Raw genomic sequence first — 19,806 nt, forward strand, 5'->3', positions numbered from 1 at the left:
GACTGGCCGGTCTTATCCGCGCACATTCCGGCGCATGCAAGTTGCCTTTGGTGCGCGCCAATAATATGTCGGACTAATTATTGCCGCCCGCAGCGGTTGAAAGGGAGAGGACATGGCATTGCGACTGTTGCAGCATCGGGACCAGGGCGGCACCCGGCGGGTGATCGCGGCGCGGCAGGACGGGGCCGGGTTCGTCGCCGGCGTGTCCGATGTCCGCGCGCTGGCGCTGCGGGCGATCGAGAGCGGCCGGTCGCTGGCGGAGGCGGTCGATGCGCTCGGCATTTCCGGCCAGGTCGATCTCGCCGCCGAGCTGGCGGCGGGGCGGCTGGTGGCGCCGATCGACCATCCCGATCCCGCGCACCTCGTCCTGACCGGCACCGGCCTCACCCATCTCGGCTCGGCCGAGGGGCGCGACAAGATGCACCGCGATGCCGCCGCGGCCACCCACAAGACCGACAGCATGCGGATGTTCCTCGAGGGCGTCGAGGGCGGCAAGCCCGCCGCCGGCGCGGTCGGCCAGCAGCCGGAATGGTTCTACAAGGGCAATGGAACGCATCTCGCCGGGCCCGGCGAGGCGCTCGACATGCCCGGCTTCGCGCAGGACGGCGGCGAGGAGCCCGAGCTCGCCGGCATCTACCTGATCGGCCCGGACGGCACTCCCTGGCGGCTCGGCATCTGCCTCGCCAACGAGTTCAGCGACCATGTGACCGAACGGCACAATTATCTCTGGCTCGCCCATTCGAAGCTGCGCCAGGCCGCGCTTGGCCCGGAGCTGCTCGTCGGCGCGGTGCCCGGGGATGTGCGCGGCACCAGCCGGATCCTGCGCGACGGCGCGACGCTCTGGGAGAAGCCCTTCCTCTCGGGCGAGGCGAACATGTCGCACACGCTCGCCAATCTCGAGCATCACCACTTCAAATACCCGCTGTTCCGCACCCCCGGCGACGTCCACGTCCATTTCTTCGGCACCGCCACCCTCTCGTTCAGCGACGGCATCCGCACCGCGCCGGGCGACGTGTTCGAGATCGAGGCGGCGCCCTTCACCCTGCCGCTGCGCAACCCGCTGTCCCGCAGCGCCGATGCCGGCCATGTCGCGGTGCGGGCGCTCTGAGCGCGGCGGCGCCTCAGCCCTCGATCCGCACCACCACCACCGACTTGCCCGGCAGGTCGAGCAGCACGCCGCCCTTGTCCGCCTTGCCGGCAAAGGGCCTGGGCACCACCACTTCCGGCGCGTCGAAGCTGTTGACCGAGTCCACCCGCGGTGCGGTCAGCACTTCGCCGCGGGCGGCGCGCACCTGCAGGCCCGGGAAGCGCGCCGCGATCCGCGCCGGCCTGGCCGGATCGAGATTGGTCACCGCCAGCCATAGCCGGCCCGCCGTGTCGCGTACCGCGACCGCGTCGATCCGCGGCAGCTTGATGTCACCCTGGCTGTAGACGCCCGCGTCGAACGCCACCGGCACGAAGGTCGCGTCCTGGAAGGGCAGGTACATCCTGTAGAGATGGTAGGTCGGGGTAAGGACCATCTTCTCCTTGTCGGTGAGGATCATCGACTGGAGCACGTTCACCATCTGCGCGATGTTGGTCAGGCGGACGCGGTCCGCGTGCCGCGCGAAGATGTTGAGGTTGAGCGCGGCCAGGATCGCGTCGCGCATCGAGTTCTGCTGGCGCAGGAAGCCGGGATTGGTGCCCGGATCGGGCGCGAGCCAGGCGCCCCATTCGTCGACCGCGATCGCCACCTTCTTCGCGGGGTCGTACTTGTCCATGATCGCGGCGTTCTTCGCGATCGTCTCCTCCATGCCCAGCGTTTCCTTGAGCATCAGCGCGTAGCGGCCCTCGTCGAAGCCGGTGCTCGGCTGGGTGGTCGGCCAGCCGCCGCCGGTGGTGTAGCGATGCAGCGAGAGCCCCTCGATGCTCCATGCCCAGTCATGCGCCTTCCACGCCTTCATCACGCTTTCGGTATAGGCGAGATTGTCGTCGCCCGGCCCCACCGCGATGCGCTGCATCGCCCCGGGGCCGTCCGCCGCCTGGGCGGGGTTGTAGTTGCGCACGAAGCGGGCGAACGGCTTCATCACATCGACATAATGGTCGGGGCTCATCGCGCCGCCGCACGACCAGCTTTCGTTGCCGATGCCCAGATACTTCACCTTGTAGGGCGCGGCATGCCCGTTCGCGGCGCGCTCCTTGCCCGCCGTGGTCGCGGGATCGGCGGTCATGTACTCGATCCATTCGGCGGCTTCCGCCACCGTGCCGGAGCCGAGGTTGACCGAGATATAGGCGTCGCTGCCGATCTGGTCGGCAAAGTCCATGAACTCGTCGGTGCCGAAGCTGTTGGGCTCGGTGGCGCCGCCCCAGTTCGAGTTGATCGTGACGCGCCGGTCCTTCGCCGGGCCGATGCCGTGGCGCCAGTGATATTCGTCGGCGAAGCAGCCGCCCGGCCAGCGCACGTTCGGTACCCGGATCGCGCGCAGCGCGGCGACCACGTCCTTGCGGATGCCGCGCACATTGGGGATCGGCGAGTCCTTGCCCACCCATACGCCGCCATAGATGCCGGTGCCGAGATGCTCTGCGAACTGGCCGAAGATGTTGCGGTCGATCTTGCTGCCCGGCCTGGCGCTGTCCACCGTCACTTCGATCGGGGCCGATGCATCCTTCTGCGCCAGCGCCGGCGACGCGGATGCAAGCAGCAGGGCGAGCGCGCCCGGACGGACAAGATCGAACATCGTGCCTCCCTCTCGTGATCTCTTCTTCCGGAAGGTGGTCCTTCTCGGCGACGATCAGGTTTTAGTCAGACAAAATATCAGGTCAAGCGGCCGGTTCGGGCAGCGCTATGGTGAGGATTTGGGAAGATCCGGCCACGAGCCGTGGCGGGCGCGTGGCCATAATAGCCTGACTAAAGGGCTGTGGCGCGAACCGGGAGGTGCAATCGGGTGTCGCCGCCCGGGTCGCCAGTGGCTCAGGCCGCCGCCGTCTCGCCGCTGCTGGCCCGGGTCGCCAGCGCGCGTGCTTCCTGCACGGGCAGCGGGCGGCCGAAATAATAGCCCTGCACCTTGGTGCAGCCGAGCCGCTGGACCATGTGGTGCTCCTCCTCGGTCTCCACGCCCTCGGCCGTGGTCGCCATGCCCAGGCTGTCGGCCAGCGCCACCACCGCGCGGATGATCGCGATCGCTTCCTTGGTGCCCTTGGACGCGCCCTGCACGAAGCTGCGGTCGATCTTGATCGTGCTGAACCGGGTGTGCGCCAGATAGCCGAGCGAGGAATAGCCGGTGCCGAAATCGTCCAGGCTCAGCTTCACGCCCAGCTCCAGCACCTTCTCGAGCACATGGATCGCCTGGGTGCCCTCGCGCATGAACACGCTTTCGGTCACTTCCAGCTCCAGCCGCTCGGCCGGCAGGCCCGATTGGGCCAGCGCCTGCGCCACCATCGTGGCGAAGGCCGGCGAGTGGAGCTGCTCGGGGCTGACGTTCACCGCCACGCGGATATCCGAATCCCACTTGGCCGCTTCCTGGCAGGCGGTACGCAGCACCCATTCGCCGATCGCCGGGATCAGCCGGGCATCCTCGGCCAGCGGCACGAACTTGGCGGGAGAGACCACGCCGAACTCGGGATGCGTCCAGCGCAGCAGCGCCTCGAAGCCGCGCAGCGTGCCGTTGTCGGCCAGCACCACCGGCTGGTAGTTGAGGTGCATCTCGCCATTCTCGACCGCGCTGCGCAGCGCGATCTCGAGCACGCGGCGCTCCTCGGCGGCCATGTGCAGCTGCGGCTCATAGCTGTGATAGGCGCCGCCGCCGCTGTCCTTGGAGCGATAGAGCGCCAGATCGGCCGAGCGGATCAGCATCTCGGCGGTGCGCCCGTCGCGCGGGCCGACCGCGAGGCCGACCGAGGCGCCGATGAACAGCGTGTTCTGGTCGATCTCATAGGGGCGCGAGACCGTGTCGATGATCGCCTGGGCCAGCCGCTCGATGCCCGCCGTATCGGTCGCGTCGCGCACCACCACGGCGAACTCGTCGCCGCCCAGCCGCCCGACCATCTCGTTGTCGCTCATCAGCTGCTTGAGCCGTTCGGAAACGCGCATCAGCAGCCGGTCGCCCACCGGGTGGCCCAGCGTGTCGTTCACCGCCTTGAAGCGATCGAGGTCGATCATCATGAAGGCGCAACGCGATCCCCATTTCTCGGCCTCGGCCATCGCCCGCGCCAGCGTCTCGTTGAGCAGCAGGCGATTGGGCAGCCCGGTCAGCGTGTCGAAGCGCGCCATCTTGCTGATCTGGTCGGCCGACTTGCGCGCCTCGGTCACGTCCGAGCCGACGCCGCGGAAGCCGATGAAGCTGCCGCTTTCGTCGAAGCGCGGACTGGCGGACATTTCCCACCAGCGCTCCTCGCCGCTCACCAGCACCGGCAGCAGCAGGTCATGGAACGGCTCGCGGGTCTTCAGCCGCTCGGCGAGCTCGCGCAGGCCGGGTGCGAAATTGCCGTCTTCCCAGCTCGGGCCCGCCAGCACCTGCAGGAAGGGCATGCCGTTGATCGCCTTGGGATCGACCCCCAGCGACTTGGAGAAGCGCGGATTGGCGCGCGCCACGCGGCGCTGCGCATCGATTTCCCACAGCCAGTCGGCCTCGCCCTCGCGCTCGGTCTCGCGCAGCAGCAGGCTCAGCGTCTCGTCGCGGTCGGCGATCGCGATCTCGCCGGCGCGGATCACCACCAGCGCCTTGCCGCGCGCGAAGGTGGCCATCACCAGCAGCACGGTGAACAGCGCGGAAGCGGCGGCCAGCATCGGCGAGGCGATCAGCGACAGCGTCGTCACCAGCGCGGCGCCGGTGATCGAGACGAAGGTGATCGTGGCCATCGGCAGCGCGGCCATTGCCACGGCGCTGGCGGTCATCAGCAGCGACAGCACGATCCACAGGCCCAGCGCGGCGCTGGCATCGACCAGATGGCCGAAGGCGAGCGGCGGGATCGACCAGACCGCGCCCAGCGCGATCCCGTCGAACAGCGTGTCGCGCACATCGCCCAGCGATGCGGTCACCGCCTCGCGGTGGCGGCGGGCCAGCCGGCGGAAGGCGACGGCGGCACCGGCGGCGGCGACCAGCGCGCTCCACCCGGCGAGCTGCCACAGCGGCACCAGCGGCGCCAGGATCATGGTGACCAGCGACGCGCCGATCACATTCGCAGCGAGCATGAACAGCGCCAGCTGGCTGCCCGCATGGAGCTGGGCGGCACGGATCGGCCCCCAGTCGGTCGTGTCCGCCGGGTCGTACAGGCCCAGAAGCGCACGCGCATCGATGCGCGGCCGGGCGAATTGGGAGGTCGTCTGGCTAGTCACCCGGCCACGGTAACCCGGCGTTGGTTGACGAGTGGTTAGGGTGGGGCGGGGGAAGGGGAATTTCCTGCGGCCAATCCAATTCTTCCGCCGGTTCCCCGGCGAAGGCCGGGGCCCAGTCGCAACGAACCCTCGAAGGCGCGGGAAACCTCACGAACGCCGTCGCCACAAACCGTCACGAGCCTGGATTCCCCTCCCTGCAAGGGAGGGGCTAGGGGTGGGTTAGAAGAGGGCGGGCTCGATGCCCGGCCTTTTCTTCTTTCCGCACCGTCGCGCCGAGCTCGCTCCGCTCGCCACCCACCCCCAACCCCTCCCTTGCAGGGAGGGGAGTGAGAAGGGGGCTTGGCCAAGCACCACATGATCCATATACGAATCATATACGAATCATATACGGACCTCTCCAAATGGGCATCGTGAACATCGAGGAAGACCTGCACGACCAGCTCCGCCGCGCGAGCAAGGTCGGCTGCCGGTCGATCAACGCGCAGGCGGCCTTCTGGATCAAGATCGGCATGTTGTGCGAGACCAACCCGACGCTGAGCTTCAACGAGATCGTCGAGCGCGAGCTGCGTGCCGCGGGCGTCTCTCCCCAACCGCTGGCAGTGGTGCGGCATGACGAAGCAGCCTGAGGAACTGGCGCTGATGGCCGAATCCGGCCGTCTGCTGGCCTCGGTGTTCGAGATGCTCGATCGCACCGTGCTCGCCGGCATGTCGACGCTCGAGATCGACGCGCTGGTCGAGCGGTTCATCACCGAGGACCTCCAGGCCCGGCCGGCGAGCAAGGGCCAGTACGGCTATGGCTATGTGCTCAACAGCTCGGTCAACCAGGTGGTCTGCCACGGCGTGCCGTCGGAGGCCGACGTCCTGCGCGACGGCGATATCGTCAATCTCGACATCACGCTGGAGAAGAACGGGTTCATCGCCGATTCGAGCAAGACCTATCTGATCGGCGAGGTCGCGCCGGCCGCCCGGCGGCTGGTCCAGGCGACCTATGAGGCGATGTGGCACGGCATCCGCACCGTCCGCCCCGGCGCGCGGCTCGGCGATATCGGCTGGGCGATCGAGCGCCATGCCAAGCGGAACGGCTATTCGGTGGTCCGCGAATATTGCGGCCACGGCATCGGCCGCGAGATGCATGAGGAGCCGCAGATCCTCCATTTCGGCAAGCCGGGCACCGGCATGATGCTGCGCGAGGGCATGGTGTTCACGATCGAGCCGATGCTCAACCGCGGCCGTCGCGGGGTGCGGACGGAGGCCGATGGCTGGACCGTGGTGACCCAGGACGGCTCGCTCTCCGCCCAGTTCGAGCACACCGTCGCGGTGACCGCGACCGGCGTCCAGGTCCTAACCCTGCGCCCGGACGAGCGCGGCGTGTTCGAACGGATGCGGCGCGCGGCGTAGGGGAAGGGGCAACTCTATCCCTGTCATCCCGCTCTATCCCCGTCATCCCCAAACCCCCGTCATCCCCGCGAAGGCGGGGATCCATTGCCGCTGAACGCAGTGAGACTCATCTCAACCAGCCAGAATGGATCCCCGCCTTCGCGGGGATGACGCGCTGTGTGCCGCGTGCTGCCTTGCAATGTAGGATTTCGCCTGCTTGGCTCACGCAGCCGGGCGAACCACCGGCCGCTCCTTGACCCCGTCAACCGGCTATTCCGCGGAAACCGCCCGGAAGCGGCTTCCCGAACCCTGATTCCACCAGCCGCCGGTCGAGGGTTCGAATCCCTCGCCCTGCGCGGCCCGTGTCGTGATCTGCAAAATCAGGCGGCGAGCGCGTAGGGCTTGATCTCGCCGTTGAGGTAGAGGTTGCGGGCCTTGGCGCGGCTGAGCTTGCCCGAGCTGGTGCGCGGCAGGGTGCGCGGCGGCACGAGCTCGATCACGCAGTTCATGCCCGTCACCGAGCGGACGCGCTCGCGGATCTCGTCGCGCAGGCGCAGGCGCTCGGCTTCGTCCGAGGTGCGGCACTGGACCAGCACCGCAGGCGTCTCTTCGCCGCCCGGGGTGGTGATCGCGAAGGCGGCCACGTCGCCCTGCTTGAACGCCGGCAGCTGCTCCACGGCCCATTCGATATCCTGGGGCCAGTGGTTCTTGCCGTTGATGATGATCATGTCCTTGGCGCGGCCAACGATATAGATATAGCCGTCCGACATGTAGCCCATGTCGCCGGTATCCAGCCAGCCGTCCTTGAGGCAGGCATCGGTCGCTTCCTGGTCGCGGAAATAGCCGACCATGACCGACGGGCCCTTGCACCAGACCTTGCCGATCGCCTTCTCGGGCAACGGCGTACCGTCCTCCTCGCGGATTTCGATCGTCATGTCGCGCGCCGGAACGCCGCAATTGACGATGGCGCGGAAACGCTGCGGGCGGTCGCCGCGAGCGACTTCGCCACCCGAAAGCTGGGTCTCTTCGACCAGCTCGACCATGATGCCTTCGCCCGGCGGCATGATCGACACGGCGAGGGTGGCTTCCGCCAGGCCGTAGCTCGGCAGGAAGGCAGTCGCCTTGAAGCCCGCATCGGCGAACGCGTCGACGAACGACTGCATCACGTCGGGGCGGATCATGTCGGCGCCGTTCCCGGCGACGCGCCAGCGGCTCAGGTCGAAGCGCTCGCTCGCCTTGGTCTGGCTCGACATGCGGCGGGCGCAGATGTCATAGCCGAAGGTCGGCGAATAGCTGAGCGTGTTGCCCGGGTTGCGGCTGATGAGGTCGAGCCAGGCGAGCGGGCGCCGGGCGAAGTCCTCGGTCTTGAGATAGTCGGTCGAAACCTGGTTGGCGACGACCGAGAGCAGGCAGCCGACCAGGCCCATGTCATGGTACCAGGGCAGCCACGAGACGCAGCGGTCGCCATCGGTCACGTTCATGCCGTGGCTGTGCGCCGCCAGGTTGTTGAGCAGCGCATGGTGGGTGATGACCACACCGTGCGGGAAGCGGGTCGAACCGCTCGAATATTGGAGATAGGCGATGTCGCTGGTCTTCGCCTCGGGCAGTTCCACCGGCACCGCGTCGCGCTGGACGAACTCGGACCAGTCGACGCCCGGCACGTTGCGGCCGCGCGCCGCCTCGGCGCACATCGCGCCGATCTCGGGCGGGTAGAGCAGCATCGAGGGATCGCAGCTCTGCAGCTGGACGGTCAGCTGGTCGATGTAAGACTGGGCGCCGCCGAAGCTGGTCGGCAGCGGCAGCGGCACCGGCCAGGCGCCGGCATAGACCACGCCGAAGAAGAGCGAGGCGAATTCGGCGCCCGTCTCCGCGATCAGCGCGATGCGATCCTCGGGCTTCACGCCCGCGGCGATCAGGCGATGGGCCTGCTTCAGCGCATCCTCGCGAAGCTCCGCGAAGGGATAGGGGCGCACGAGGTTGCCGCGCGCATCGTGGAAGTTGAGCCCACGTACGCCCTGAGCAGCGTAATCGAGCGCATCGCCCAGCGTATCGAAATCCGCAAGGCGACGCGGCAGGCTGTCATCGGTAGGCGTAGGCGCGAGCGTTCCCGCTTCCTTTTCTGCCTCTAGCGATCCCGTAACGTCCAATACCATTCTTTATTCCGTGCCCCTGCGTGGTAGCCAACGTCGTGCCCCCACGACATTTTTTTTGAGGCTAGCCTCTGCTACGCACTATCGTTCAAAATCGGTTGCCACTGTGGCACAATCATGGCGCATGCCTGACCCGAGACGCCCCCTGCCACCGCTGAATAGCGCCGATCTGGAGCGTTTCGCGCTCCGCTATGTCGAACGTTACGCTACGACAAGAGCTAAACTGACGGCGTACCTGTCCCGAAAGCTGCGTGAGCGGGGCTGGGACGGAGAAAAATCGCCCGATCCGGAAGGGCTGGCAGAGCGGATGGCCGAACTCGGTTATGTCAATGACAGGCTCTATGCCGAATCGAAGGCGGGATCGATGGCGCGGCGCGGCCTGGGCGCGCGCAGGGTGCGGGAGGCGCTGCGCTTTGCCGGGGTGGAGGCCGAGGATGCCGAGGCGCTGGCGCCCGCGATAGAGGCGGACGGCGTCTCGAGCGCGATCACGTTCGCGCGGCGCAAGCGGATTGGCCCCTATGGCCGGGAACTGGCCGATCGGCCGCTCCAGGAAAAGCAGATGGCGGCGATGATCCGGGCCGGCCATTCGCCCGGGCTGGCTCGCGCGATCGTCCGCATGGCCCCGGGGGATGACCCGGAAGACACACTCCGGAAATGAATCGCACAAAGGCAATTCCATTTATGGAAAATACTATGTTAATGACGTCCTTCGGGGGACAGGAAAATGCGTGCTGACCAACAGGTTGCGCAGAAGGACTATACTGACACGCCGGACGAAAACGGGGGAATTGGCGGGGACCGGATGGACGAAGGTCAGGTCTTTGCCGGTGTCGTGAAATGGTTCGACGTTACGCGGGGGTTCGGCTTTCTAGTGGCCGATGATGCCGCCGTGGGCGACATTCTTATCCATTTCACCGTGCTTCAGGAACATGGCCGGCGCTCGCTGCCCGAGGGGGCTCGGGTCGAGTGCACTGCCGTGAAGCGCCAGCGGGGGCTGCAGGCGCGCGAGATCATCTCCATCGACCTGAGCGAAGCGGTCGAGGCGCCCAAGCGCCCGGCCGAGCGCACCGACCGGGTGAAGCTGATCGAGACCGCCGGGCCGTTCGAGCCGGTGGAGGTGAAGTGGTTCAATCGCCTCAAGGGCTATGGATTCCTGGTGCGCGGGTCCGACTCGGCCGATATATTCGTCCATATGGAGACGCTGCGCCGTGCTGATATCGAGGAGGTCGAACCCGGCCAGCCGCTCAGCGCACGCATCGTCGATGGCGAAAAAGGGCCGCTTGCCGTGGCGGTCGAAAGGACCAGCTAGTCAGATGAAGTGCATGCGTGGGTTGGGAGCGGCGCTCGCCGCTTCGGTGTTGCTTGTCTCGGGTGCCTGCCAGGGAGCGGCGGAGACCGGCCCCGCGGCAGTTCAGGCGGCGAAGAAGATCGATGTCATCGTCGAGAGCGCCAATGGCCCGCATGTCTTCCATGTCGAAGTGGCGAGGACTTCGGCCGAGCAGGAGCGGGGGCTGATGTTCCGCACCAACATCCCGCAGGACGGCGGGATGATCTTCACGCCCTATCCGGCCGAGGGCGAGCCGCGCGAGGCGAGCTTCTGGATGAAGAACACGCCGACCGCGCTCGACATCATCTTCATCCGCGCCGACGGCAGCATCGCCCGGATCGGCGAGAATGCGGTGCCCTTCTCCGAGGACAATGTGAAATCGGGCGAGCCGGTGGCCGCCGTGCTCGAGATCAATGCCGGCGTTTCGGCAAAACTGGGCATCAAGGCGGGCGACAAGGTGCATTGGGCGAAGCAGTAAGCATTGCCTCGCCCCGCGCTCCTCGCTAATCCGCGCCCATGGGCCTCAATCTCAATCCCTTCACCTGGTGGAACGGCGCCACCTTCGGCACCTGGATCGCTCTGCGCAGCAAGACGCAGGTCGGCGAAGACCATATGGGCAACCTCTATTATGAGGGCGGCAAGGACCCCAACGGCATCACGCGCCGCTGGGTGATCTATAACGGCTCGAACGATGCGAGCCGCGTGCCGCCGGAATGGTTCAGCTGGCTCCACCACCAGATCGATTCGGTGCCCGACCAGGCACTGCCGGCACCCAAGGCATGGGAAATTCCCGGCGAAGTGAACCTGACCGGTTCGCAGCTCGCCTATCGCCCGAGCGGCGCGCTGGAAAAGGGCGGCCATCGTGCCCGCGCCACCGGCGACTACGAGGCCTGGACCCCCGGCGCATGATGCGTCGCCCCGCTGGAGCCGTCGCGGCCGGGCTGCTGCTCGCCCTCGGCGCATGCTCGGGCGGGGGCGGCAAGGATGCCACCAAGAACACCGCCTCCGACGAGATCGTCACGACTGGCGGTCGCGACTCGGGCGGCCAGCCTGCGGACGTGATCACGGTCGATCGTGACGGCAAGGCGATAGAGGATGCCTCGGCGACGCCGATGAAGGACCGCGTCGCGGTGCTCGGCATCCTCAACAAGCGCAATGGCGAGGCGCGCGAGTTCAAGCTCAAGCCCGGCCAGGCCGTGCGCATCGGCGATGTGATCGTCCGCCTCAGGGCCTGCGACAAGACCGCGCCCTGGGAAGCGGACCAGCTCACCGGCGCGTTCGTCCAGGTGGATGTGCTCGAAGTCGACAAGAAATGGCACCGCGTCCATTCGGGCTGGCTGTTCGCCGAGCGCCCGGCGCTCAACGTCGTCCAGCACCCGATCTACGATGTCTGGCCCAAGAGCTGCGCGATGACTTTCCGCGATAGCGGGCCGGACACGGTGCCGGCTCCGGCCGCGGGCGGCAGCGGATCGGGCAACGCATCGAGCGCGAAGAAGTCGCCATCGACCGAAGGCGCACCCGTTGAGAGCCCCGCGGCCGAATCGCCGAGCGCTGCGCCCAGCAACGCGACATAATCGTCACGCGGGATCTCGATCGCGCCGAGCGTCGAGAGATGCTCGGTGATGAACTGGCAATCCAACAGGGTGAACCCGCCGGCCGCCAGCCGGGCGACAAGGTGCGCGAAGGCGACCTTGGATGCGTTGGGTACGCGCGTGACCATCGATTCGCCGAAGAAGGCCCGGCCGAGCGCCAGGCCGTAGAGGCCTCCGGCGAGCGTGTCGCCGTCCCAGCATTCCACCGAATGGGCGAAGCCGCGACGGTGCAGCTCGAGGAAGACGCGCTCGATCGGGCCGTTGATCCAGGTATCGGGCCGATCGGCGGCGCTTTCGGCGCAGAGCCGGATGATTCGCTCGAACGCGGTGTCCACGGTCAGCCGGAAGCGGCCTGACTGGATGACCTTGCGGAGCGAGCGCGAGAAGTGGAAGCCGTCGAGCGGCAGCACCCCGCGCAGCTTGGGTTCGACCCAATAGACGGTGGCGGCGGTGCGGTGATCGGCCATCGGGAACACGCCCATGGCATAGGCGCGCAGCACCAGGTCGGGGTCGAGTTCCTGTTGTGGCGGCTGGGCGCGGCTCAACGCTTCTTGCCCGTGAGCCGGCGCTCGATCGCTTGCCACAGCGCGGCAAAGGCCTGGGCGCCCGGACTGCGCGGCGCGAAGCTGCCCACCGCGGCGCGGTGCACGCTCATCGATTCGACGATGCTCGCCATCGGGATCACCGGCCAGTCGGGATGCGCCGCGACGGCCTCGACATGCAGCTTGCGCCGGCGATCGACCATCGAATGCACCGGCATCAGCGACACCTTGCCGCCCTTACGCGCGAGGTGCGCCGAGACTTCCTCGAAGGCGCGGGTGGAAAGCGGGGAGGGGATCACCGGCACGACGATCAGGTCGGCGGCGCGCATCACCTGCTCGCTGGTCTCGGTCAGTCCCGGCGGGCAATCGAGCAGCACCCGGTCATAGGCCTTGTCCAGCTCGCCCAGCAGCTTGGCCAGCCGCTTCTTCTTGTCGAGCTCGTGGAAGGTGAGGTCGAGGCCGCGCAGCGAAGTGTCGGCGCCGATCAGGTCGAGCCGCTCAATGCCGGTATGCTGGACCAGCTTGGTGGGGGCGATATCCTTGGTGAAGATCGCCTGCGCCTGGTCGCGGGTCTTGCCCTCGGGCTCGACGAGATAGGTCGAGGCGGCCTGCGGATCGAGATCCCAGAGCAGCGTGCGCCGGGCCGACAATGTGGCCGATGCCCAGGCCAGGTTCACGGCAAGCGTCGTTTTCCCGACGCCGCCCTTCAGGCTGTAGATCGCCACCGTCGCCAATGCGCTCTCCTCTTGCGGCTAGCCTTGCATGAAAAAGGGCCGGCGGGAATGCCCGCCGGCCCTTGATGAAACACTGGATGCCGCGATCAGGCGTGGCAGGCGCGCGAGCCCTTGCCGGGAACTTCGATCGTGGCGTTCTTCGAGGTACCGATGACCTTGTAGCCGCCGTCGGCGACGAAGGGCTGGCCGGCTTCCGGCGCCTTGAGCAGGGTGCCCGGGCCGTCCTTGGTTTCCTTGATCAGGACCATCTTGGCGCCCTGATAGAAGTCGGCGAACACGACGCTGTTGTCCTTGCAGCGCATCGAGACCGAGGCCTCGATCGACGGCGGCAGCTCGACCTTGGGGGCGTTCTTCAGGGCTTCAGCCTGGGGATCTGGAGCGGTGCCAGAGACTTCCTCGGGCTTGTTCTCACAGGCAGCGAGCGAAAGGAGCACTGCGGCGGCGGCAAAAAAGGGGGCTTTCTTCATAACGGACTGGAGCTTTCGTTCACCATGCAAGAATCGTCAAGCGATTCGTGATATAGAGTTACATATCGATTGTGCGCTGCGACATGACATCCGTAATGTTGCGAAGTCATGGCAGACACCGATGTCATTCATGGAATTCACTCATTTCCGGAATACGTCCAAAAGCGATCTTTGTGCCTGTACGGTCGATTCTGCCGCCATGCAGCGCATTGGCGGGCAAGTATCGCAGCCGATTTCTGGTTAATAGGGGCCGTCGAGTCGACCCGGATGCGGCAACCAAGACCAAGACCTGGCGGCGCTCCATGGCTTGACCACCGCAGGCGCCCTGCGCAGGGTCGCGGCGAGGGAGAATGATCAATGCGCGCACTCGCCATTGCCGCGCTGCTCATGCTGGCGGCCTGCGGATCGACGGAAAAGGCGGAGGAGCCCAAGGCTGCGCCGAGCCCAAGGGGGGCGCATCTTGGCGATGTGTTCCTCAACAAGCCGCTGCGCGCGACCGACAATGCCCTGACCTGGTCGCTGGAAGTCGCCCCGGGATCGATCACCCTCACGCGCTTTGCCGGGCGCGGGAGCGAAGGCGATGTCTCGCAATTCTATCCGGTCTCGCCACAGGTGCGCGATGACAAGGCCGTATGGCAGACCAAGGATACGCTCGGCCAGCCGGTAACGATCACCTTCACCAATGCGCGCTGCACCGAAGGTGGGGAGCCGGTGATCGAGCGCCCGCTGACCGCGGAGCTGAAGATCGCCGACAAGGTCTTCCACGGCTGCGCGGGCGTGCGGCCGGTGGACGGGCTGAATTCGGCATCCGATGCCGGGAACGCGTCGGCGGACAAGGCCGCGGACGATGCGGGGAATGCGCACTGAGCCTTTGAGCGACCCATCAGGCGAGCAGCGGCTTCAGCGCCTCCCAATGCGGGAGCTTCTTTTCGAAGCCGATCGTGTGGAGCGGGCTCGACGAGGGCAGGGCGACGATCGTGTAGCGTGCGGCCACGGCGCCAAGCTGCTTCGATCCGGTGCGGAATGCGGTCCCGCCGTTGAACGCGATGGCGCGCAGATCGGGCAGGGTGGCGGCGAGGGCGGCGATGTCATGCCCTTCGACATCGCGCAGTGCGGCATCGGTGCTGCCGGTGCGCCGCGCGCTGGCAACCACGTCCCACAGGCCGATATGCGCGTCGAGCAGCGCGGTGAGGCGGTCGGGATAGTCCAGCGCAGCCAGGTCGCGCCCCGCCGCGGGGGAGATCAGGCGCCAGAACTGGTTCTGCGGATGGGCATAATAACGCTGTTCGGCCAGCGAGCGCTCCCCGGGGAGCGAGCCGAGGACGAGCAGGCGGGTGCAGGCGTCGACCATGGGCGGGAAGCTGTGCTTGCGCGGATCCATCAAGCCGCGTTAGCCTGACGTCATGGCAGGCACCATCACCACCTATCGCGAATTCTGGCCCTTCTATCTGCGCGAGCATGGGAAGCCGTGGACGCGGGGCATGCACTATGTCGGCACGATCCTGACCCTGTGGTTCCTGCTGCTCGCGCTGGGCGGCGCGGGCTGGTGGTGGTGGCTGGCGATCCCGCTGGCGGGCTATGGCTTTGCCTGGGCGGCACATTTCGGCGTCGAGAAGAACCGGCCGGCGACCTTCACCTATCCGCTCTGGTCGCTGGTCTCGGACTATTGGATGTTCTTCCTGTGGTTCGGCGGCCGGCTCGACGCGCATCTCGCCCGGGCGGGCGTGGCGACGGCCTAGCCCTCCGCCAGCACCCTGCCGCCAAGACGCGCCAGCGCACCGCCCAGCGGGCTGCACGGATAGGGCATCGGTTCGGACAGGAAGATCAGGTCGGCGGCGCCGTCATGCTCGGAGGCGAGCGCGGCGATGGGCTCGGCGATCTCGAAATGCAGCTCGGTGGAGGGGTGGGCGTCGGTCTCGGCCTGCCAGCGGGCGTGGCGAATGCCGGCGGTCCAGAGCGACACGCCGCGGCCTTCGATCGAGACGAAACCCAGTTCGCGCGCCTTGGTAGCGGCGCGAAGGAGGCGGCCGCCATCGGCGCAGTCGAGGTCGAGCATGCGGACCGAGCGGTGGCCATGGTTGCGGAATTCGAGCAGCGCTTTCGCGATCCGCGCGTCGCAGGGGCCGTGTCGCGATCCTCCAGGTTCGGTCGACAGGCCGGCGCGGCGCAGCAGCCCGCCGAGCGAGAATTGGGTGGCAGTCATTGTTTCTTCTCCTGGGAATTCATGGGGGTCCTCAGCGACAGGGATCCCTGAATCCGGCGGTGGGATGGGGCGTGTCGTTCACCGGAAGCCGGACGAGCAGCGCGCAGGCGAGCGCGAGCAAGGCGGTCATGCATCAGTGCGACAGGATCGAGTGAAGCGGGGTGGTGGCGAGCACCATGCGGGCGCCGGGAAAGGCGCGGCACTCTGACAGGGCGAAGCGGATCGCCGCGTCGCGGGAGCGGAACAGCCCTTCGAGCTGGCCTTCCTCCTCCTGCACGACCCAGTGGCCTTCGGTATCCTGGCCGACGCGCAGGACATGTTCGGAACGCGAAACCATATGCACTCCTCAAGTGAACGGAGCGCGAGATAGGGTGGGGGTGCGTTAAGCTTCGAGACGAATTTCGCGTGGGCGCATAAGCGTTTCGTAAAGGCGTAAAAGCGGGACTTGGCGGCGATGTGCCAGCGCTTGCTTGCGGTATCGGCCAATCCCCTCCATCTAGCCGCCATGCATGCGACATCCGACACGCTGGCGCTCATCGGCAACACGCCGCTGGTGCGCCTGAAGGGGCCGAGCGAGGCCACTGGCTGCGACATCTACGGCAAGTGCGAATTCGCCAATCCCGGCGCCTCGGTGAAGGATCGCGCTGCGCTGTTCATCGTCAACGATGCCGAGGAGCGCGGGCTGATCCAGCCGGGCGGGTGCATCGTCGAGGGTACGGCCGGCAACACCGGCATCGGGCTGGCGCTGGTCGCCAATGCCAAGGGCTATCGCACGATCATCGTGATGCCCGAGACGCAGAGCCGCGAGAAGATGGACACGCTGCGCGCGCTCGGTGCCGAGCTCGTCCTGGTGCCGGCGGCGCCCTATTCGAACCCCGGCCATTTCGTCCACACCTCGCGGCGCATCGCCGAGGAGACGGCCAACGCGATCTGGGCCAACCAGTTCGACAACACCGCCAATCGCAAGGCCCATATCCACGGCACCGCCGAGGAGATCTGGGCTCAGATGGATGGCCGGATCGACGGTTTCACCTGCTCGGCAGGTACCGGCGGCACGATCGCCGGCGTGGGCCTGGGCCTCAAGGCGAAGGACGAGAAGGTGTGCATCGCGTTGAGCGACCCGCATGGCGCCGCGCTGTACAACTACTACCAATGCGGCGAGCTTCGGGCCGAGGGCAGTTCGGTCGCCGAGGGCATCGGCCAGGGGCGGATCACCGGCAACCTGGAAGGCGCGCCGATCGATGCGCAGTTCCGCATTTCCGACGAGGAAGGCCTGGAATGGGTCGAGCGGTTGCTCAAGGAGGAGGGGCTGTGCCTTGGCCTGTCCTCGGGCATCAACGTGGCCGGCGCCGTCCGGCTGGCCAGGGAGCTTGGCCCGGGCAAGCGGATCGCGACGATCCTGTGCGATACCGGATTCCGTTACCTTTCAACGCTGTACAACGCCGAATGGTTAACCGCCAAGGGATTGCCGGTGCCGGAGTGGCTCGCCGAGGCGTGAACGACCTGTCTTGGCAACGGGGCAGTTCGGCGTTACATTTATGCAACAGATATGAGCGTGGGTTCGCCTGATACCGCCCATACGATCCAGCGCGTGCGCGTTGGTCTTACGGGGCTCGCCATTGTGGCGGTGATGATTGCGCTCGCCAGCGCGATCGGTAACTGGCGCACGCGGGACACGGCTGTTTCCGCGATCGGCGGCGCCAATGTGAGCGTCGTGGCCAACATGACCGCCGTCGGCAACTCGCTCGGCGAGAAGATCAAGGACGAGCCGCTCGCCGAACTGGGTGCCGCTCCCAGCACCACCACGACCGAGAAGACCGACCCGGCCGAGGCTGCGCCGCAGCAGAATGGCGAGTCGCGCTAGCGTTTTTGCATTTCACGACACGGCGCGCGCAGGGGGAGGGATTCGAACTTCCCGGCGACGGCGTGCGCAATCCCGCTTTCGCGGAACCGGTTTTGGCGGTTCCCGCGCGTGTTTCCCTCTCGACGGTTTAAAGGTGCGGCGGGGTGTCGCCCCGGCGGTGTGAGGCAAGCAGGCGGAATCCTACATTGCAAGGGCTTTGCCCCTTGGCGGTTCGAGAGGTTCTCGCGCCTGACCTGATGCGCCGAGATTGGGCCCCGGCCTTCGCCGGGGAACTGGTGGAGTGGAGACGGGCGCGCGTCCGCTATCCACAATTTCCTTGCCTCGTCCGCGCAAAACGCCTTGAATCCTGCCGAAACTGGTTAAGCGGCGCAGGTTTTCGTGGCGACTCGCAGGATTTCTGCGGTTTCCGGAAGATGTGCGCCCGGCCGCTCCTGGGGAGCCCCATGCCAGGCGGATGCGGGAAAAACGGGGAAATCGCGCCACTTGGGCGGTTTTCCCGGGATCCGGCGGGATTGGGCCCCACTTTCAGTAATATCCCCTAGCGGATGTGGATTATGCGTAGCGACCTACCGGAACAGAAGCGAACAAAAGACGATTCTAAGCAAAACATGGCTTGAAATTGGCGCTGAGTGGGGCAAATTCCCGCTCAATCCCCAATTCTCCCGTTGAATCCCCGAGCATTTCTGCTAAAAAGAATGCTTAAGAGGGGGCACGCCCTTTTTCCGTCAGTTCAAAAGCGCCGGAGCGGCCGTGGGGGTTGATTCCGGAGGCGGGAAAGTCGTGCCCATTGGGGTAATGGCGTGGCGGACAGGGAGCTCTTCGAGGGATTTGCGCTCCAGGCGGTCGACCAGAAGGGTCGCGTCGCCATCCCCGCAGACCTGCGCGCCGCCGCCGAGCGCAATTCCGACATCCGCCAGATCGTCGTCGGCCTGCATCCTTACGATCCGTGCCTGTCGGCGCATGACCTCTCCTGGTCCAAGGAGAAGTATGATCGCCTCGACCGCAAGGAGCAGCAGGCAGCCGATCGTGGCGAGGACGCCGACCCGCGCGCCAAGCGCCGCGCCTTCGGCCAGGTCGAAAAGGCCCCGTTCGACGATTCCGGCCGCTTCGTGATCCCGCCCTTCTTCAAGATGAAGGCCGGCATCCAGAAATGGGCGCTGTTCTACGGCAGCGGCGAAACCTTCGACATCTGGGCGCCCGAGCGCCTGATGAACGATCCCGACGCGGACCCCACGCTGCGCGAGATCTGCGAATATCTGTGCCAGGCCAAGGGAGTGACGCTGTGAGCTCCCCGACCGAGCCCCACATTCCCGTGCTGATGACCGAAGTGGTCGACGGCCTCGCCCCCGTGCCCGGCGAGCGCCATGTCGACTGCACCTTCGGCGCAGGCGGCTACACCAACGCCATCCTCGAGCGGGGTGCCGAGGTGGCCGCCTTCGATCGCGACCCCCGTGCGATCGAAGGCGGCCAAACCCTCGTCGCGGCGTCGGGCGGGCGGCTGGTGCTGATCGAGGCGCCGTTCAGCCAGCTCGAGGGCGAGCTGGAGCGGCGCGGGCTGGTGCCCGTCGACGGCGTGACCATGGATATCGGCGTATCGTCGATGCAGCTCGACCAGGCCGAGCGCGGCTTCTCCTTCCAGCAGGAAGGGCCGCTCGACATGCGCATGGCCGGCGAGGGGATGACCGCGGCGGAATGGCTGAACTCGGCCGACGAGGGCGAGATCGCCGACGTGATCTATCAATATGGCGAGGAGCCGCGCTCGCGCCGCGTCGCCAGCGCGATCGTCCGCGCGCGCCCGCTGACCACAACGACCGAGCTGGCCAATGTCGTCCGCAAGGCGCTGGGCCACAAGCCGCACGACAAGAAGGACCCGTCGACCCGGACCTTCCAGGCGGTGCGCATCTTCATCAACCGCGAGCTCGACGAGCTGGCGGAAGGCCTGGCCGCGGCCGAGCGCGTGCTCAAGCCCGGCGGCCGGCTGGCGGTGGTGACCTTCCACAGCCTGGAAGACCGGGTGGTGAAGCGGTTCCTGCGCGAGCGCAGCGGCAGCGAGCCCGCCGGCTCGCGCCATCGCCCGGCAATGGCCCCGGTGGCCGCGCCCAGTTTCGAACCTCCCGCCAAGGCCGTGCGCCCGAGCGACGAGGAGGTTGCCCGTAATCCGCGTGCCCGTTCGGCGACGCTGCGCGTGGCGCGGCGGACCGCCGCGGCACCGTGGTCCAGTGAAGGAGTAGCGTAA

At 66.9% G+C, this 19,806-nt stretch carries 22 protein-coding genes and 1 pseudogene; 14 read left to right on the forward strand and 9 right to left on the reverse strand.

What is annotated here, in order from left to right; translation table 11 throughout:
* Window positions 1–112 precede the first annotated feature (112 nt).
* Complete coding sequence (gene araD1, locus AC1RJ5_RS21735; RefSeq protein ID WP_493115681.1) at window positions 113–1,108, forward strand: AraD1 family protein; 996 nt, start codon at window positions 113–115, stop codon at window positions 1,106–1,108.
* A 13-nt stretch (window positions 1,109–1,121) separates the two neighbouring features.
* Here the strand turns inward: araD1 and AC1RJ5_RS21740 are convergent, their stop codons facing one another.
* Window positions 1,122–2,717: an alpha-N-arabinofuranosidase gene (locus AC1RJ5_RS21740; protein WP_269575904.1), complete on the reverse strand. Its 1,596-nt coding sequence runs from the start codon at window positions 2,715–2,717 to the stop codon at window positions 1,122–1,124.
* Window positions 2,718–2,950: 233 nt separating this feature from the next.
* On the reverse strand, window positions 2,951–5,314 hold the full coding sequence (locus tag AC1RJ5_RS21745; RefSeq protein ID WP_269575903.1) for a putative bifunctional diguanylate cyclase/phosphodiesterase: 2,364 nt from the start codon (window positions 5,312–5,314) through the stop codon (window positions 2,951–2,953).
* A 401-nt stretch (window positions 5,315–5,715) separates the two neighbouring features.
* On the opposite strand from AC1RJ5_RS21745, the gene AC1RJ5_RS21750 reads away from it, so the two are divergent.
* On the forward strand, window positions 5,716–5,940 hold the full coding sequence (locus AC1RJ5_RS21750) for a ParD-like family protein (RefSeq protein ID WP_342250600.1): 225 nt from the start codon (window positions 5,716–5,718) through the stop codon (window positions 5,938–5,940).
* Window positions 5,924–6,712 carry a type I methionyl aminopeptidase gene (gene map / locus AC1RJ5_RS21755; protein ID WP_269575902.1) on the forward strand — a complete coding sequence of 263 codons (789 nt, stop codon included), beginning with the start codon at window positions 5,924–5,926 and terminating at the stop codon, window positions 6,710–6,712. Before AC1RJ5_RS21750 ends, map begins: the two co-directional genes overlap by 17 nt.
* Before the next feature lie 359 nt (window positions 6,713–7,071).
* On the opposite strand, the gene AC1RJ5_RS21760 is transcribed toward map, so the two are convergent.
* Window positions 7,072–8,844, reverse strand: a complete 1,773-nt coding sequence (locus AC1RJ5_RS21760) for a fatty acyl-AMP ligase (RefSeq protein ID WP_269575901.1) — start codon at window positions 8,842–8,844, stop codon at window positions 7,072–7,074.
* A gap of 121 nt (window positions 8,845–8,965) precedes the next feature.
* Between AC1RJ5_RS21760 and AC1RJ5_RS21765 the strand changes: the two genes are divergently transcribed.
* The 5 genes and pseudogenes from AC1RJ5_RS21765 to AC1RJ5_RS21785 form a co-directional block, all read left to right on the forward strand.
* Window positions 8,966–9,499 (forward strand): regulatory protein RecX, encoded by a 534-nt coding sequence (locus AC1RJ5_RS21765; RefSeq protein WP_269575900.1) that lies wholly within the window; start codon window positions 8,966–8,968, stop codon window positions 9,497–9,499.
* Window positions 9,500–9,565: 66 nt separating this feature from the next.
* A complete protein-coding gene (locus tag AC1RJ5_RS21770; protein ID WP_184170978.1) occupies window positions 9,566–10,150 on the forward strand; it encodes a cold-shock protein in 585 nt (194 codons plus the stop codon).
* Between the two features lie 13 nt (window positions 10,151–10,163).
* Window positions 10,164–10,646: a DUF192 domain-containing protein gene (locus tag AC1RJ5_RS21775; RefSeq protein ID WP_269575899.1), complete on the forward strand. Its 483-nt coding sequence runs from the start codon at window positions 10,164–10,166 to the stop codon at window positions 10,644–10,646.
* Window positions 10,647–10,684: 38 nt separating this feature from the next.
* Window positions 10,685–11,077 (forward strand): NADH:ubiquinone oxidoreductase subunit NDUFA12, encoded by a 393-nt coding sequence (locus tag AC1RJ5_RS21780; protein WP_184170984.1) that lies wholly within the window; start codon window positions 10,685–10,687, stop codon window positions 11,075–11,077.
* Between the two features lie 203 nt (window positions 11,078–11,280).
* Window positions 11,281–11,514, forward strand: a pseudogene (locus AC1RJ5_RS21785) (DUF2155 domain-containing protein); the annotation flags it as partial.
* Window positions 11,515–11,549: 35 nt separating this feature from the next.
* Here the strand turns inward: AC1RJ5_RS21785 and aat are convergent.
* The 3 genes from aat to AC1RJ5_RS21800 all read right to left on the reverse strand — a co-directional run bounded on the left by aat (window position 11,550) and on the right by AC1RJ5_RS21800 (window position 13,503).
* The gene (gene aat, locus AC1RJ5_RS21790) at window positions 11,550–12,305 is read right to left on the reverse strand and encodes a leucyl/phenylalanyl-tRNA--protein transferase (protein ID WP_342250599.1); all 756 of its coding nucleotides are present in this window, start codon (window positions 12,303–12,305) and stop codon (window positions 11,550–11,552) included.
* Window positions 12,302–13,036: a ParA family protein gene (locus AC1RJ5_RS21795; protein WP_493115687.1), complete on the reverse strand. Its 735-nt coding sequence runs from the start codon at window positions 13,034–13,036 to the stop codon at window positions 12,302–12,304. The genes aat and AC1RJ5_RS21795 overlap by 4 nt, the downstream gene beginning before the upstream one ends.
* Before the next feature lie 86 nt (window positions 13,037–13,122).
* Window positions 13,123–13,503, reverse strand: a complete 381-nt coding sequence (locus AC1RJ5_RS21800) for a hypothetical protein (RefSeq protein WP_493115688.1) — start codon at window positions 13,501–13,503, stop codon at window positions 13,123–13,125.
* A gap of 357 nt (window positions 13,504–13,860) precedes the next feature.
* Between AC1RJ5_RS21800 and AC1RJ5_RS21805 the strand changes: the two genes are divergently transcribed.
* Window positions 13,861–14,370: a hypothetical protein gene (locus tag AC1RJ5_RS21805; protein WP_493115690.1), complete on the forward strand. Its 510-nt coding sequence runs from the start codon at window positions 13,861–13,863 to the stop codon at window positions 14,368–14,370.
* 16 nt (window positions 14,371–14,386) lie between these two features.
* Here AC1RJ5_RS21805 and AC1RJ5_RS21810 read toward each other — a convergent pair whose 3' ends face one another.
* Window positions 14,387–14,884: a DNA-deoxyinosine glycosylase gene (locus AC1RJ5_RS21810; protein WP_493115691.1), complete on the reverse strand. Its 498-nt coding sequence runs from the start codon at window positions 14,882–14,884 to the stop codon at window positions 14,387–14,389.
* Window positions 14,885–14,906: 22 nt separating this feature from the next.
* On the opposite strand from AC1RJ5_RS21810, the gene AC1RJ5_RS21815 reads away from it, so the two are divergent.
* A complete protein-coding gene (locus AC1RJ5_RS21815; RefSeq protein WP_493115692.1) occupies window positions 14,907–15,242 on the forward strand; it encodes an Mpo1-like protein in 336 nt (111 codons plus the stop codon).
* On the opposite strand, the gene AC1RJ5_RS21820 is transcribed toward AC1RJ5_RS21815, so the two are convergent.
* Entirely contained in the window at window positions 15,239–15,706 is a 468-nt protein-coding gene (locus AC1RJ5_RS21820) for a hypothetical protein (protein ID WP_269575893.1), read from the reverse strand. The two genes, AC1RJ5_RS21815 and AC1RJ5_RS21820, sit on opposite strands and share 4 nt — an antisense overlap.
* Before the next feature lie 133 nt (window positions 15,707–15,839).
* Window positions 15,840–16,043 carry a hypothetical protein gene (locus tag AC1RJ5_RS21825; protein WP_269575892.1) on the reverse strand — a complete coding sequence of 68 codons (204 nt, stop codon included), beginning with the start codon at window positions 16,041–16,043 and terminating at the stop codon, window positions 15,840–15,842.
* A 168-nt stretch (window positions 16,044–16,211) separates the two neighbouring features.
* Here AC1RJ5_RS21825 and AC1RJ5_RS21830 point away from each other — a divergent pair, with 168 nt between their 5' ends.
* The 4 genes from AC1RJ5_RS21830 (at window position 16,212) to rsmH (ending at window position 19,806) form a co-directional block, all read left to right on the forward strand.
* Window positions 16,212–17,204 (forward strand): cysteine synthase A, encoded by a 993-nt coding sequence (locus AC1RJ5_RS21830; RefSeq protein ID WP_269575891.1) that lies wholly within the window; start codon window positions 16,212–16,214, stop codon window positions 17,202–17,204.
* 57 nt (window positions 17,205–17,261) lie between these two features.
* Window positions 17,262–17,570, forward strand: coding sequence for a hypothetical protein (locus tag AC1RJ5_RS21835; protein ID WP_269575890.1), 309 nt, complete (start codon window positions 17,262–17,264; stop codon window positions 17,568–17,570).
* 800 nt (window positions 17,571–18,370) lie between these two features.
* Entirely contained in the window at window positions 18,371–18,856 is a 486-nt protein-coding gene (locus AC1RJ5_RS21840; RefSeq protein ID WP_269575889.1) for a division/cell wall cluster transcriptional repressor MraZ, read from the forward strand.
* 32 nt (window positions 18,857–18,888) lie between these two features.
* Window positions 18,889–19,806, forward strand: a complete 918-nt coding sequence (gene rsmH, locus AC1RJ5_RS21845) for a 16S rRNA (cytosine(1402)-N(4))-methyltransferase RsmH (protein ID WP_221416629.1) — start codon at window positions 18,889–18,891, stop codon at window positions 19,804–19,806.

This window comes from Sphingomonas sp. GW822-FHT03G08 (assembly GCF_058801135.1).

Excerpts from the sequence above, each read along its gene's own strand:
- AC1RJ5_RS21810 (WP_493115691.1), bottom strand. The coding sequence starts at position 14,884 with ATGGATCCGCGCAAGCACAGCTTCCCGCCCATGGTCGACGCCTGCACC.
- map (WP_269575902.1), top strand. The coding sequence starts at position 5,924 with ATGACGAAGCAGCCTGAGGAACTGGCGCTGATGGCCGAATCCGGCCGT.
- AC1RJ5_RS21765 (WP_269575900.1), top strand. The coding sequence starts at position 8,966 with ATGCCTGACCCGAGACGCCCCCTGCCACCGCTGAATAGCGCCGATCTG.
- AC1RJ5_RS21820 (WP_269575893.1), bottom strand. The coding sequence starts at position 15,706 with ATGACTGCCACCCAATTCTCGCTCGGCGGGCTGCTGCGCCGCGCCGGC.
- AC1RJ5_RS21825 (WP_269575892.1), bottom strand. The coding sequence starts at position 16,043 with ATGGTTTCGCGTTCCGAACATGTCCTGCGCGTCGGCCAGGATACCGAA.
- AC1RJ5_RS21805 (WP_493115690.1), top strand. The coding sequence starts at position 13,861 with ATGCGCGCACTCGCCATTGCCGCGCTGCTCATGCTGGCGGCCTGCGGA.
- araD1 (WP_493115681.1), top strand. The coding sequence starts at position 113 with ATGGCATTGCGACTGTTGCAGCATCGGGACCAGGGCGGCACCCGGCGG.
- AC1RJ5_RS21780 (WP_184170984.1), top strand. The coding sequence starts at position 10,685 with ATGGGCCTCAATCTCAATCCCTTCACCTGGTGGAACGGCGCCACCTTC.
- AC1RJ5_RS21760 (WP_269575901.1), bottom strand. The coding sequence starts at position 8,844 with ATGGTATTGGACGTTACGGGATCGCTAGAGGCAGAAAAGGAAGCGGGA.
- AC1RJ5_RS21740 (WP_269575904.1), bottom strand. The coding sequence starts at position 2,717 with ATGTTCGATCTTGTCCGTCCGGGCGCGCTCGCCCTGCTGCTTGCATCC.
- AC1RJ5_RS21770 (WP_184170978.1), top strand. The coding sequence starts at position 9,566 with ATGCGTGCTGACCAACAGGTTGCGCAGAAGGACTATACTGACACGCCG.
- AC1RJ5_RS21800 (WP_493115688.1), bottom strand. The coding sequence starts at position 13,503 with ATGAAGAAAGCCCCCTTTTTTGCCGCCGCCGCAGTGCTCCTTTCGCTC.
- AC1RJ5_RS21830 (WP_269575891.1), top strand. The coding sequence starts at position 16,212 with ATGCATGCGACATCCGACACGCTGGCGCTCATCGGCAACACGCCGCTG.
- AC1RJ5_RS21775 (WP_269575899.1), top strand. The coding sequence starts at position 10,164 with ATGCGTGGGTTGGGAGCGGCGCTCGCCGCTTCGGTGTTGCTTGTCTCG.
- rsmH (WP_221416629.1), top strand. The coding sequence starts at position 18,889 with ATGACCGAAGTGGTCGACGGCCTCGCCCCCGTGCCCGGCGAGCGCCAT.
- AC1RJ5_RS21750 (WP_342250600.1), top strand. The coding sequence starts at position 5,716 with ATGGGCATCGTGAACATCGAGGAAGACCTGCACGACCAGCTCCGCCGC.
- AC1RJ5_RS21815 (WP_493115692.1), top strand. The coding sequence starts at position 14,907 with ATGGCAGGCACCATCACCACCTATCGCGAATTCTGGCCCTTCTATCTG.